The following is a 12,827-nucleotide window of genomic DNA, read 5'->3' on the forward strand; positions in this document are numbered from 1 at the left end:
CACCGCCACGGTCCGCCGCCTACGCTGCGGACGCTGTGGGCCCCCTGCGCAGCGCCGTCGTCGCGACCTGCCGCGCGCTGGCGCCCCGCGTGTCGCTGCCCACGGCCGACGCGGTGGAGGCGGTGGCCGCCCGGATGCTCGCGACGCCGTCGCTCGTGGTGGCCGGGCCGGTCTCCTCGGGCAAGTCGACGCTGGTCAACGCGCTGGTCGGGCGGCGGGTGGCCCCGACGGGTGCGGGCGAGTGCACCGGCCTGACCGCCCACTACGTGCGCGGACCGGCCGACCGCCTCGACGTCGTGCTCGTCGACGGCACCCGCCGCCCGCTGCCGCTGGCCGCGGGCGGGCGGGTGCCGGCGGCGGTGGGCGACCGGCTGGGCGTGCGGGTCGAGGACGTCGACCACCTCGTGGTCACGCTCACCAGCGCGGCGCTGGACGGCCTCACCGTCGTCGACACCCCGGGCACCGGCTCGGCCCGGCGCCCGGACGGCACGGCCGGCGGCGCCCGGGCCGACGCGGCGCTCGTGGTGCTGCCGGCCACGGCGCACGCGGGCGACCTCGACGTCCTGCCCGGCCCCGCGGCGCACGGCCCGGCGGGCGTCGTCGCCGTGCTGGGCCGCGCCGACACGGTGTCCGACGACGACGGGCGTGAGCTGGCCGTGGAGCTCGGGCGGCGCCTGGGCGACCGCGTCGGGCCGGTGACCCCGGTGATCGGGCTGCTCGCCGAGACCGCGGTGACCGGGGCGCTGCGGGCCGAGGACGTGGGCGCGCTGCGGGTGCTCGCGGGCGCCGACCCCGCGGTGCTCGAGGTCGCCCTGCTCGACGCCGAGCTGTTCACCACCGCCGAGCTGCCGCTGCCCGTCGAGGCGCGCGTCCGGCTGCTCGAGCTGCTCGACCTGCGGGGCCTGGCGCTCGGGCTCGCGCTCCTGCGCGCCGACGCGGCCGCCGGGGTCGGGGAGCTCTGCGAGGTGCTGCTCGCCGCGTCGGGCCTGGCGACGCTGGTCGGCCGGCTGCGCGACGAGGTCCGCGCGCGCACCGACCTGCACGCGGCGGCCGCCGGGGTGCGCGAGCTCGTCGCGCTGGGCGAGTCGCTGGTGCGCGCCGAGGCGCAGGAGGGCCCGGACGCGGCCACCCGGGGCGAGGGCGTGCGGGTCGCCGACGCGGCCGCCGTGCTGGCGCGCCGGGACGCGTTCACCGAGCGCGCCCTGCTCGCCGCCCGCGCCCGGCTCTGGGCCGGTTCGCTGGGCCTGCCCGCCGAGCTGCTCGACGAGGTCGACCGGCTCGCCGCCCCCGCCCCGCCCGACGTCCGCATCGGCCGGGCGGGCGCGAGCGCGGTCGAGCTCGCCGGGCACGCCGCGCGCCGCGCCGCCTGGTGGCGCGCCTACGGGTCGTGGGGCTCGCCGCGCCGCATCGCCGACCTCGCCCACGTCGTGCACCGCACCTACGCGGGGCTCTGGCGGGAGCTGACGACGTGAGCGATCTGCCCGCGCAGGTCGCGCAGACCCGGGAGGCGCTGGCCGCGCTGCTCGCCCGCCTCGACCCCGACGCCGCCGCCCGGTCCGCCGCGCCGCCGCCGCCCGCGCGCCCGACCGTGGTGCTCGTCGGCGCGCCGGGCCGGGGTCGCGGCGAGCTGCTGGCCGCCCTGCTGGGGCTCGCCGCCGTCCCCGAGCGGGCCGCGGACGGGGCGCTGCGGGCCACCCACGGCGAGGCGGCCGCGGCGCCGGGCCGCCTGGCGCTGCCGGTGCCGCTGCTCGAGGAGCTCGACCTCCTCGCGCCCGGGCGCGCCGCCGACCCGGGCGCCTGGCCGGTGGACGGGGCCACGGCCGCGCTCGTGCTCGCCGACGCCGCCGCCCCGGTCGGCGCCGAGGAGCTCGACGCGCTGGCCCGCGCCGCCGGACGGGTCGACACCGTCGTCTTCGCCCTCACCCGCACCGACGCCCACCGCGGCTGGCGCACGGTGCTCGAGGCGGATCGGGCGCTGGTCGCCGAGCACGTGCCGCGCCTCGCGGGCGCGCCGTGGTTCCCGGTCGCCGCGGCGCTCGCGGGGCGGGCGGGGTCCGCCACCTCCCCGGCCGCCGCCGAGGCGCTGCGGCGCCGCTCGGGGATCGCGGCCCTGCAGCGCGAGCTGCACCGGCTGGTCGCGCGCCGACGGCGCATGCTCGCCGAGGCCAACGCGCTGCGGCTGCTCGCGGCCGGGCTCGACGGCGTCGCGACCCGGGCCGCGGCCACCCGCACCGCGCTGCGCAGCCCGCGCGACGGCACCGGCGATCTCGCGCGCCGCCGCGACGAGCTTCTCGCCGCCCGGGCTGCCCTGCGCCGCGACCACCACACCCGCTGGCGCGCCGACCTCGCCGGCGCACGGGTGGCGGCCGCCGACGACCTCGCCGCCCGGGTGCGGGCCCTCGCTGCGAGCACCCGCGCCCGCATCGACGCCGCCGACCGCGCGGGCCTCGCCGCCGTGCCGCGCGAGCTGGCCGGCGAGGTCGAGACGCTCGCCGCCGCGGTGGTCGAGGGGCTCGGGGCCCGGCTGCGCAGCCTGGTCGCCGCAACGCTCGCCGACCTCGTGCCCGCCGACGAGCTGCCGGCGCTGCGGGTGGCCGAGGTCGCCGACCCCGGCCTCGTGCCGCCGCCGCGGGCCCGGCCGGCCGAGGACCGGCTGCTCGTCGTCGCGGGGGCGTCGGGCGGGCTCGGGCTCTCGCGCCTGGCGCTGCTGCCGCTGCTCGCGGTGCCGCTCGCGCCGGCGGCGCTGGGCGTCGCGCTGGTGCCCGTGTCGGTCGGCCTGGGCCTCGGCGCGGCGGGCTGGGTGGCGCGGGCCCGGCGCCTGGCCGCGGACCGGGCGCACCTGCGGCAGTGGACCACCGAGGCCCTCGCCGAGGTGCGCGGCGACCTCGACCGGGTGCTCGCCGACGCCCTCATCACCACCGAGCGCGAGGTCACCCTCGCCCTGGACGCCGCGCTGGAGGACCGCGCCCGCGAGCTCGAAGACGCGGTGGCCGCCGCCGACCGGGCCGTGCGCCACGCCGGCGCCGACCGCGCCGAGGCCGACCGGGCGGCCGCGCGCACCGCCGCCGAGGCGGCCGAGGGCCGCGACCGCGCGGAGGCCCTGCTGCGCCACCTCGCCGCGCTGCGGGACCGCGTCGACGTGCCCGTGGATGTCGCCGAACCGCACCCACGGCCCGCGGCCGCGACCTAGCCTCGCGCCATGGTGGAGCTGCCCGACGTGCACATCGATCCCGGCGTGCCCGAGCCCGACCTCCTCGTGGGCCCGCCCGAGGCCGCGCAATCGTTCGGGCCCGCCACCGTCGACAGCGACGCCGACGGCCGGCCCGACACCGCGGTGGTGAGCGAGCCCGGGGATCCCGGAGCGCTGACGCTCGCCACCGACCTCGACGGCGACGCCCGCATCGACGTCCTCACCCGCGTGCACGCCGACGGCACGGCGACCACCGAGCTGCTGGACGACCTGGGCGAGGCCGCCGCCGCCCCGTGGGACGAGGGCCCGGTCCCGCCGCCACCGACCATCGACCCGGCCAGCGGACGGTGGGTCCGGGACGGCGCGGGCGGGTAGGTTCGCCGCCCGTGGGGAGTCCCGGGGCGCACGCGGTCGACCAGGACTTCCTCGCGCTGCCCCGCGCGGCCCTCGCCGACGCCGCCCTCGACGCCGCCCGCCGTGGCGGCGCCGAGCACGCCGACCTGCGCGTGCACCGCGTGCGCACCCAGCACCTCGAGCTGCGCGACGGCCGGGTGGTCGTGGCCGCCGACCAGGACACCGCCGGGCTCGCGGTGCGGGTGCTGCGCGACGGCGTGTGGGGCTTCGCCGCCCACGTCGACCTCACCCCGGAGACCGCGGCCGCGACGGCCCGCCGGGCCCTCGACGTCGCCGCCACCCTGACCTCGCTGGCCACCGAGCGGGTCACGCTCGCCGACGAGCCGGTGCACGCCGACGCGGTGTGGGTCTCGCCGTACGACGTCGACCCCTGGGCGGTGGACGTCGCCGACAAGATCGGCCTGCTCACCGCGCGGTCCACCGCGCTGCTCGCCGCGCCGGGCGTCGACCACGTCGCCGCGGGCTGTGTGCAGGTCAAGGAGCAGGTGTTCTACGCCGACACCGCCGGCACCTCGACCACCCAGCAGCGGGTCCGCGTCGACCCCGACGTCACGATCACCACCGTCGACCGCGCCGCCGGCGGCTTCGAGACGCTGCGGGCCCTGGCGCCGCCGACGGGGCGCGGGTGGGAGTACCTCACGGGCACCGGCTGGGACTGGGACACCGAGCTCGCCGAGCTGCCCGAGCTGCTCGCCGAGAAGGTGCGCGCGCCGGGCGTCGAGCCGGGTCCGACCGACCTCGTCATCGACCCCACCAACCTGTGGCTGGTGATCCACGAGTCGATCGGGCACGCCACCGAATACGACCGGGCCATCGGCTACGAGGCCGCCTACGCCGGCACGAGCTTCGCCACCCCGGACAAGCTCGGCACCCTGCGCTACGGCAGCGACGTCCTGTCGGTCACCGGCGACCGGACGGTCCCGCACGGCCTGGCCAGCGTCGGCTACGACGACGACGGCGTCGCCGGCCAGCAGTTCGACCTCATCCGCGACGGCGTGCTCGCCGGCTACCAGGTCGACCGCTCCTTCGCGCCGCGCCTGGGGCTCGACCGGTCGAACGGCTGCGCCTACGCCGACTCCGCCGCGCACGTCCCGCTGCAGCGCATGGCCAACGTGTCGTTGCGCGCCGACCCCGACACCGACCGGTCCACCGCGGCGCTCATCGACGGCGTGGACGACGGGCTCTACATCGTGGGCGACCGGTCGTGGTCGATCGACATGCAGCGCTACAACTTCCAGTTCACCGGGCAGCGGTTCCACCGGATCCGCGACGGCAAGCTGGTCGGGCAGGTCCGCGACGTGGCCTACCAGGCCACGACCACCGACTTCTGGGGCTCGCTCGAGGCCGTGGGCGGGCGCTCGACGTGGCGCCTGGGCGGGGCGTTCAACTGCGGCAAGGCCCAGCCCGGCCAGGTCGCCCCGGTCAGCCACGGCTGCCCGTCGGCGCTGCTGCGCGGCATCACGGTCCTCAACACGGGGAGCGGGTCGTGAGCGCCTCGGGATCGGCGCTGGTCGAGCGGGCCCTGGCCGTCGCCGCCGAGGCGGCGCCCGGTGCGGGGGCGGTCGCGCTGGTCCGCGAGGTGTCCGAGGCCGTGGTGCGCTGGGCCAACTCGACGCTGACCACCAATGGGCACACCGTGGAGCGGCGGCTGTCGGTGATCGTGCTCGTGCCCCTGGACGGCGGCACCGGCGCGGGCGTGGCCACGGTGCCCGCGCCGACCTCGCTCGCCGCGGGCCCCGAGGGCGACGCCGTCCTGCGCGACGCCGTCGCCGGCGCGGTGCAGGCGGCGCAGCGCGGCGGACCCGCCCGCGACGCCGCCCCGCTGCCCGGCCCCGAGGGCGGGGACGACCCGGCGTGGGACGAGGGCGCCGGCGAGACCTCGATGGCCGCCTTCGCCCGCCTCGCCGAGGAGCTCGGCGCGTCGTTCCGCCCCGACGAGGCGTCGTACGGCTTCGGCGAGCACCGCGTCGCGACGTCCTGGCTCGGCACGACCGCCGGTGTGCGGCGCCGCTGGGTGGAGCCCGCCGGGTCGGTGGAGCTCAACCTCAAGGACCCGGAGACGGGCAGCTCGGTGTGGGCGGGCGAGGGCGCCCCCGACCTGCGCAGCATCGACGTCACCGCGCTGGTCGAGGGTCTGCGCGGCCGGCTCCCGTGGGGCCGGCGGCGCATCGACCTGCCGGCGGGGCGCTACGAGACGCTCCTGCCGCCGTCCGCGGTGTCCGACCTGATGATCTACCTCGCGTGGTCGATGGGCGGGCGCCCGGCGCAGGAGGGCCGCTCGGCGTTCTCGCGCGCCGGCGGCACCCGGGTCGGCGAGAAGCTCGGCGCGCTGCCGCTGACCCTCGCCGGCGACCCCGCCGCGCCCGGCTTCCCCGACCTCGCCTACACCCCGGTGCTCGCGACGACGTACTCCGGCGACGAGGTCTCGGTGTTCGACAACGGCGCCGCCACCGGGCGCGTGGAGTGGGTGCGCGACGGCACCGTCGCCACGCTCGCCTACCCGCGGGCGGCGGCCACGGAGTACGGGGCGCCCTTCGCCGCGCCCACCGACAACCTCGTGCTCACCGGCGGCTCCACGGCGTCCACGGCCGACCTCGTCGCCGGCACCGAGCGCGGCCTGCTGCTGACCTGCCTCTGGTACATCCGCGAGGTCGACCCGACGACCCTGCTGCTCACGGGCCTGACCCGCGACGGCGTCTACCTCGTCGAGGGCGGCGAGATCGTCGGCGAGGTCAACAACTTCCGCTTCAACGAGTCGCCTCTGGACCTCCTGCGCCGCGTCACGGAGGCCGGCGCCACCGAGCGCACGCTCCCGCGCGAGTGGAAGGACTGGTTCACCCGCGCCGCCATGCCCCCGCTGCGCGTCCCCGACTTCCCCATGACCTCGGTGTCCCCCGGCCGGTGATGTGCGCTTCGCGCTCGTGAGCACTTCTTGGTGCTCCGGCACCGAGAAGTGCTCACGTGCGCCGCAGGCGCACACTGGAGGGCGTGGTCCGCTCGGTCATGCGCTACACCGCGCCGCAGGAGGCGTGGGAGGCCGACGTTCCGGTCCGCGGGGATGTCGCCGCGCTCGCGACGCTGATCGCCGAGGGCGGGGCGCTGGTGCTCACCGGCGCCGGCATGTCCACCGACTCGGGCATCCCCGACTACCGCGGACCCTCCAGCGCCGCCCGCCGCCACGCCCCGATGACCTACGAGGCCTTCGTCGGCGACCCCGTCGCCCGGCACCGCTACTGGGCCCGCAGCCACGTCGGCTGGCCCCAGATCGCCGGCGCCCGCCCGAACGCCGCGCACCGCGCCGTCGCGTCCCTGCAGCGCGCGGGCCTGCTGCGTGGCGTGATCACCCAGAACGTCGACGGGCTGCACCAGGCCGCGGGCGCGCGCGACGTCGTCGAGCTGCACGGCGCCCTGGACCGCGTGGTCTGCCTGGGCTGCCGCCAGGTGCACGGGCGCGCGGGCGTCCAGGACCGCCTGACCGCGCTCAACCCCGGCCTCGACGCCCGTGCCGCGGCGATCAACCCCGACGGCGACGCCGAGCTGGGCGAGTCCGAGCTCGACCGCTTCACCATGGCCGACTGCCCGTCCTGCGACGCCGGCCCGCTCAAGCCCGACGTCGTCTTCTTCGGCGAGTCGGTCCCCCGGCCCCGCGTCGAGCACTGCTTCGATCTGGTCGACGGCGCGCGCTCCCTGATCGTGCTGGGGTCGTCGCTGACGGTCATGTCGGGCCTGCGGTTCGTCCACGCGGCGACCCGGCGCGGCCTGCCCGTCGCGGTCGTCACAGCAGGTCCGAGCCGCGCGGACGCCGCGGCGGAGGTCCGGCTGACGGGCCGGCTCGGCGAGGTCCTGCCCGCCGTGCTGCACACGCTCGGCCTGCCCGATCGCGCCTGAATCGTTCAGCTTGATCGTGGAAGTGAGGCCCCCGACAGCCATCGGCGGTGTCCTCCCGAGGAACTCTCGTTAACGTCGTACACCCCGACGGACGAGTCCGCGGCACGTCGCAGTGCCGCCGTGGACCGTCTGTACCCGAGGCGACCGGGGCCGCTTCGCGGTCGCGGCACCGGCCGAGTGAGCGAGCGACCGAGCGAGGAGACGCATGACTGCCGTTCCGACCATCCAGGGACTCGAGAACCCGCCGATCCAGCGCCGCGAGGTGCTCGACTGGGTGGCGGAGGTCGCCGAGCTCACCACCCCCGACCAGGTGGTGTGGTGCGACGGGTCCCAGGACGAGTGGGACCGGCTCACGCAGGAGCTCGTGGACGCCGGCACGTACGTCCGGCTCGACCCGGCCAAGAAGCCGAACTCGTTCTACGCCGCGTCGGACCCCGAGGACGTCGCGCGCGTCGAGGAGAGCACCTTCATCTGTTCGGCCGACCCGAGCGGCGCCGGGGTCACGAACAACTGGATGGACCCGGCCGAGATGAAGGCCACGATGACCGAGCTGTACCGCGGGTGCATGCGCGGTCGGACGATGTTCGTCATCCCGTTCTGCATGGGCCCGACGAACGCCGAGCGCCCGATGCTCGGCGTCGAGATCAGCGACTCGGCCTACGTGGTCACCTCGATGCACATCATGACGCGCATGGGCGCGAAGGTGATCGAGCTGCTCGACGGCGACACCGACTGGGTGCCCGCGCTGCACTCGGTGGGCGCGCCGCTCGATCCCGGCCAGGAGGACGTCCCCTGGCCCTGCAACACCACGAAGTACATCTCGCACTTCCCCGAGGAGCGCACCATCTGGAGCTTCGGCTCCGGGTACGGCGGCAACGCCCTGCTGGGCAAGAAGTGCTACTCGCTGCGCATCGCCTCGGCGATGGCGCACGACGAGGGCTGGCTCGCCGAGCACATGCTGATCCTCAAGCTGATCAGCCCCGAGGACAAGGCGTACTACGTCGCGGCGGCGTTCCCGTCGGCCTGCGGCAAGACCAACCTCGCGATGCTCCAGCCCACGATCCCCGGCTGGCGCGCCGAGACGGTCGGCGACGACATCGCCTGGATGCGGTTCGGCCCCGACGGCCGGCTCTACGCGGTGAACCCCGAGTACGGCTTCTTCGGCGTGGCGCCGGGCACCAACTGGAACACGAACCCGAACGCGATGCGCACCATCGAGCAGGGCAACTCCCTGTTCACCAACGTCGCGCTGACCGACGACGGCGACGTCTGGTGGGAGGGCCTGGAGGGCGACCCCCAGCACGTCACCTCCTGGACCGGCGCCGACTGGACCCCCGGGTCGGCCAAGCCGGCCGCGCACCCGAACTCGCGCTACACGACGCCGATCTCGCAGTGCCCCGTCGTCGCCCCCGAGTGGGAGGACCCGCAGGGCGTCCCGATCTCGGCGATCCTCTTCGGCGGGCGTCGCAAGACGACGATCCCGCTGGTCACCGAGTCGTTCGACTGGCAGCACGGCACGTTCATGGGCGCCACCATGTCGAGCGAGATGACGGCCGCGGCCAAGGGCGGCAAGGGCCAGGTCCGCCGCGACCCGATGGCGATGCTGCCGTTCCTCGGCTACAACGTCGGCGACTACTTCCAGCACTGGGTGGACGTGGGCAAGAGCGCCGACGCCACCAAGCTGCCGCGGATCTTCTACGTCAACTGGTTCCGCCGCGGCGAGGACAACCGTTTCCTGTGGCCCGGGTTCGGCGAGAACAGCCGCGTCCTCAAGTGGGTCATCCAGCGGCTCGAGGGCACGGCCGCCGCGACCGAGACGCCCATCGGCCACATCCCGAACGCCGACCAGATCGACCTCGAGGGGCTCAGCGAGCCGCTGGAGGACATCGAGGCCTCGCTGCGGTTCGACCGCGACGAGTGGCGCGAGGAGCTGCCGCTCATCGAGGAGTGGTTCGACAAGATCGGCGACGCCCTGCCGACGTCGATGCGCGACGAGCTCGAGGCCCTGAAGCAGCGCCTCGGCGAGGGCTGACGGCCCGCCGCTGAACGAACGAACGGCGCTCTCGCTGCTACCGGTGCAGCGGGGGCGCCGTTCGTGTGTGCGGAGCACGAGATGGTCGCCGCAGGCGCTTCACCGAGGCGTCACACCGGGCTTACCATCGCTCGGCTCTGGGTGAGCAGCACCGACGAGGAGGTCCCGAGATGACGACGTCCGCCCCGCCGCCCGGGGAGGCCGCGAGCCCCCCGAGCGAGGACACCCCGCCGCCCCGGGGCTGGACGGACGTGCGGTTCCGCGCGGTCAACCTGCTGCTGCTCGTCCCGCTGATCTCGATCCTGCCCTTCCTGTTCAACCAGGAGGACCCGACGCTGATCGGCCTGCCGTTCTTCTACTGGTTCCAGATCGCGGTCATCCCGATCGGCATCGCGTGCACGGTCGCGGTCCACCGGCTGACCCGTCACGTCGACGAGGAGGGTGAGCAGTGACCGGCGCGCAGATCATCCAGCTCGTCGTCTTCACGGTGCTGTTCCTCGCCGTGGCGGTCATGGGCTTCCTGGCCAGCCGCTGGCGGCGCGCCACCGACATCGAGCACCTCGACGAGTGGGGCCTCGGCGGGCGGAAGTTCGGCTCGTGGGTGACGTGGTTCCTGCTCGGCGGCGACCTCTACACCGCCTACACGTTCGTCGCGATCCCGGCGCTGCTGTTCTCGTCGGGTGCGCTCGGCTTCTACGCCGTCCCCTACACGATCATCGCGTTCCCGCTGGTCATGCTGCCGCTGCTGCGCCTGTGGTCGGTCTCGCGGGTGCACGGCTACGTCACGCCGGCCGACTTCGTGCGCGGGCGCTACGACTCCCCGCTGCTGGCGCTGCTCGTCGCGATCACGGGGATCGTCGCGACGATGCCCTACATCGCCCTGCAGCTCGCCGGCCTCGAGGCCGTGCTGCGCACGATGGGCCTCAACGGCTCGGGCTTCTGGGGCCACGCCCCGCTGTTCGTCGCGTTCGTGGTGCTCGCCGCATACACCTACCAGTCGGGCCTGCGCGCGCCGGCGCTGATCGCGGTGGTCAAGGACCTGCTGATCTACCTGGTCATCCTCGTGGCGATCATCTACCTGCCGCTCAAGCTCGGCGGCTGGGGCACGATCGTCGACGCCGGCGCGGCCAAGCTCGCCCAGACCTCGCCGTCCACGGGCCAGCCGATGGGCTCGACGCTGCTGACGGCCAACAACCAGCTGCAGTACGCGACGCTGGCCCTGGGCTCGGCGCTGGCGCTGTTCCTCTACCCGCACTCGATCACCGGTGTGCTCTCCAGCCAGAGCCGCGGCACCATCCGGCGCAACATGGCGGCGCTGCCGGCGTACTCGTTCCTGCTCGCGCTGCTGGCGCTGCTGGGCTACGTCGCGATCGCCGCGGGCAGCAAGCCGATCGTCAACGGCTCCACCGGGCGCCCGGACTCGAACACGATCGTCCCGGTGCTGTTCGCCGGGCAGTTCCCGTCGTGGTTCGCGGGCATCGCCTTCGCCGCGATCGGCATCGGTGCGCTCGTGCCCGCCGCGATCATGTCGATCGCCGCGGCGAACCTGTGGACCCGCAACGTCTACAAGGAGTACCTCCGCCGCGACGCGACCCCGCGCCAGGAGGCCCGTCAGGCCAAGTTCGCGTCGCTGGTGGTCAAGGTCGGTGCGGTGCTGTTCATCGTCGCCGTCGACCCGCAGTTCTCCGTCGACCTGCAGCTCATCGGCGGCGTGATCATCCTGATGACGCTGCCCGCGGTGGCGATCGCGCTCTACACCCGCTGGTTCCACCGCTGGGCGCTGGTCGCCGGCTGGGCCGCGGGGATGGCGTGGGGGATGTACCTGCTCTACCAAATCCCCAACCCGAGCAACGGCAAGCAGCACTTCGGCGGCTCGGCGCTGGCCCTGGACAAGCTGTCGTTCTTCGGCTGGGCGCCCTGGGACGGCTCGCGGGTGCAGATCTACGTCGGGTTCGTGGCGCTGATCCTCAACATCGTCGTCGCCGTGCTGGGGACGCTGGTGCTGCGGGCGATCGGCACGCCCGAGGGCCGCGACCACACCGACGTGTCCGACTACCACGCGACACGGGTCCCCGAGTCCACCGCGCCGGACCAGGTCGCAAGCGTCTGAGCCCCATACTCCGGCGCATGACTCCCGCCGGGACGCTGGCCGACGTCTCGCCCGCCCTCGCCGCCGCGATCGGGGTGGAGGGCTTCGCCGACGGCGTCGACCTCGGGATCGGCGAGGCCCGCGGCGTCGCGCTGCTGCTCATCGACGGGCTGGGCGCGGAGCTGCTGGCCGAGCACGCCGACCGCGCGCCCGCCCTCGCCGAGCTCGCCGCCCGGGGCAGCACGCTGCGCGCGGGCTTCCCGGCGACGACGGCGGTCAGCGTCACGAGCCTGGGCACCGGGCTGGCCTCGGGCGAGCACGGCATCGTCGGCTACAGCATGGGCGTGCCGCCGCTCGACGACCCGGGCGCGCCGGCGGACACGGTGCTCAACACGCTGCGCTGGTGCGCGCACGGCGCCACCGACCCGGTCGACCTGCGCCGCGAGCTGCCGCCCGAGCGGGTGCAGCCCGCGCCGACCGTGCTGGAGCGGGCGGCGCGCGCGGGGGTCGCGGTGACGACGATCGCCCCGGAGATCCAGCGCCGCTCGGGGTTGACCCGCGCCGCCCTGCGCGGCGGGCGCTTCCACGGCGTCACCGCCCTGGGCGACCTCGCCGCCGCCGTGCTCGACGCGCTGGGCGCGGGCCCCGCGGCCGAGCGCGCGTTCTGCTACGCCTACCACGGCGACCTCGACATGCTCGGCCACGCGCACGGGCCGGGCAGCCGCCCCTGGCTGCTGCAGCTCGAGATCGTCGACCGGCTGGTCGCGGCCCTCGCCGGGGACCTGCCCGCCGACACGGTGCTCGCCGTCGTCGCCGACCACGGGATGGTCGGCACGGACGCGGGCTGGCGGGTCGACCTCGACACGACTCCCGCCCTGCTGGCCGGGGTGCGCCGCCTGGCCGGCGAGGCGCGGGTGCGCCACGTCTTCGTCGCCGACGGCGCGCTCGACGACGTCGCCGCGGCCTGGCGCGCCGAGCTCGGCGACGCGGCGTGGGTGCGCACCCGCGACGAGGCGATCGCCGAGGGCTGGTTCGGCGCCGAGGTCACCGACGCGGCGCGCGGGCGCATCGGCGACCTCGTCGCCGCGGCGCAGGGCCACTGGACGATGGTGCGCTCGCGGATCGAGCCGATGGAGACCGCGCTCGTGGGCCACCACGGCTCGCTCACCGACGCCGAGCAGCTCGTCCCGCTGCTCCTGGCGCGCGGGTGAGGT

General features: G+C 75.8%; 10 protein-coding genes. All 10 read left to right on the forward strand.

The genetic code is table 11. The features are described 5' to 3' along the window. Nucleotides 1-35 precede the first annotated feature (35 nt). The 10 genes from ACQPX6_RS29275 (at nucleotide 36) to ACQPX6_RS29320 (ending at nucleotide 12,824) form a co-directional block, all read left to right on the forward strand. The gene (locus ACQPX6_RS29275; RefSeq protein ID WP_433784302.1) at nucleotides 36-1,472 is read left to right on the forward strand and encodes a dynamin family protein; all 1,437 of its coding nucleotides are present in this window, start codon (nucleotides 36-38) and stop codon (nucleotides 1,470-1,472) included. Beyond that, complete coding sequence (locus ACQPX6_RS29280; protein WP_433784303.1) at nucleotides 1,469-3,190, forward strand: hypothetical protein; 1,722 nt, start codon at nucleotides 1,469-1,471, stop codon at nucleotides 3,188-3,190. The genes ACQPX6_RS29275 and ACQPX6_RS29280 overlap by 4 nt, the downstream gene beginning before the upstream one ends. Nucleotides 3,191-3,199: 9 nt before the next feature. Further along, nucleotides 3,200-3,565 (forward strand): hypothetical protein, encoded by a 366-nt coding sequence (locus ACQPX6_RS29285; protein WP_433784304.1) that lies wholly within the window; start codon nucleotides 3,200-3,202, stop codon nucleotides 3,563-3,565. A gap of 11 nt (nucleotides 3,566-3,576) precedes the next feature. Further along, a complete protein-coding gene (locus ACQPX6_RS29290; RefSeq protein ID WP_433784306.1) occupies nucleotides 3,577-5,094 on the forward strand; it encodes a TldD/PmbA family protein in 1,518 nt (505 codons plus the stop codon). Further along, nucleotides 5,091-6,509, forward strand: a complete 1,419-nt coding sequence (locus tag ACQPX6_RS29295; RefSeq protein WP_433784307.1) for a metallopeptidase TldD-related protein — start codon at nucleotides 5,091-5,093, stop codon at nucleotides 6,507-6,509. Before ACQPX6_RS29290 ends, ACQPX6_RS29295 begins: the two co-directional genes overlap by 4 nt. A gap of 98 nt (nucleotides 6,510-6,607) precedes the next feature. Continuing rightward, nucleotides 6,608-7,492 carry an NAD-dependent protein deacetylase gene (locus tag ACQPX6_RS29300; RefSeq protein WP_433788398.1) on the forward strand — a complete coding sequence of 295 codons (885 nt, stop codon included), beginning with the start codon at nucleotides 6,608-6,610 and terminating at the stop codon, nucleotides 7,490-7,492. 205 nt (nucleotides 7,493-7,697) lie between these two features. Beyond that, on the forward strand, nucleotides 7,698-9,524 hold the full coding sequence (locus ACQPX6_RS29305) for a phosphoenolpyruvate carboxykinase (GTP) (RefSeq protein WP_433784309.1): 1,827 nt from the start codon (nucleotides 7,698-7,700) through the stop codon (nucleotides 9,522-9,524). A 170-nt stretch (nucleotides 9,525-9,694) separates the two neighbouring features. Then, entirely contained in the window at nucleotides 9,695-9,976 is a 282-nt protein-coding gene (locus tag ACQPX6_RS29310; protein WP_433784310.1) for a DUF3311 domain-containing protein, read from the forward strand. Next, nucleotides 9,973-11,634: a monocarboxylate uptake permease MctP gene (gene mctP, locus ACQPX6_RS29315; RefSeq protein WP_433784311.1), complete on the forward strand. Its 1,662-nt coding sequence runs from the start codon at nucleotides 9,973-9,975 to the stop codon at nucleotides 11,632-11,634. The genes ACQPX6_RS29310 and mctP overlap by 4 nt, the downstream gene beginning before the upstream one ends. 17 nt (nucleotides 11,635-11,651) lie before the next feature. Then, nucleotides 11,652-12,824, forward strand: coding sequence for an alkaline phosphatase family protein (locus ACQPX6_RS29320; RefSeq protein WP_433784312.1), 1,173 nt, complete (start codon nucleotides 11,652-11,654; stop codon nucleotides 12,822-12,824). Nucleotides 12,825-12,827 lie beyond the last annotated feature (3 nt).

It is taken from the genome of Actinomycetospora sp. CA-101289 (genome assembly GCF_050955895.1).
Lineage (GTDB): Bacteria > Actinomycetota > Actinomycetes > Mycobacteriales > Pseudonocardiaceae > Actinomycetospora.

Bases quoted from the DNA above. Each gene is read 5' to 3' on its own strand.
- ACQPX6_RS29305 (WP_433784309.1), top strand. From the start codon at position 7,698: ATGACTGCCGTTCCGACCATCCAGGGACTCGAGAACCCGCCGATCCAG.
- ACQPX6_RS29300 (WP_433788398.1), top strand. From the start codon at position 6,608: ATGCGCTACACCGCGCCGCAGGAGGCGTGGGAGGCCGACGTTCCGGTC.
- ACQPX6_RS29285 (WP_433784304.1), top strand. From the start codon at position 3,200: ATGGTGGAGCTGCCCGACGTGCACATCGATCCCGGCGTGCCCGAGCCC.
- ACQPX6_RS29310 (WP_433784310.1), top strand. From the start codon at position 9,695: ATGACGACGTCCGCCCCGCCGCCCGGGGAGGCCGCGAGCCCCCCGAGC.
- ACQPX6_RS29320 (WP_433784312.1), top strand. From the start codon at position 11,652: ATGACTCCCGCCGGGACGCTGGCCGACGTCTCGCCCGCCCTCGCCGCC.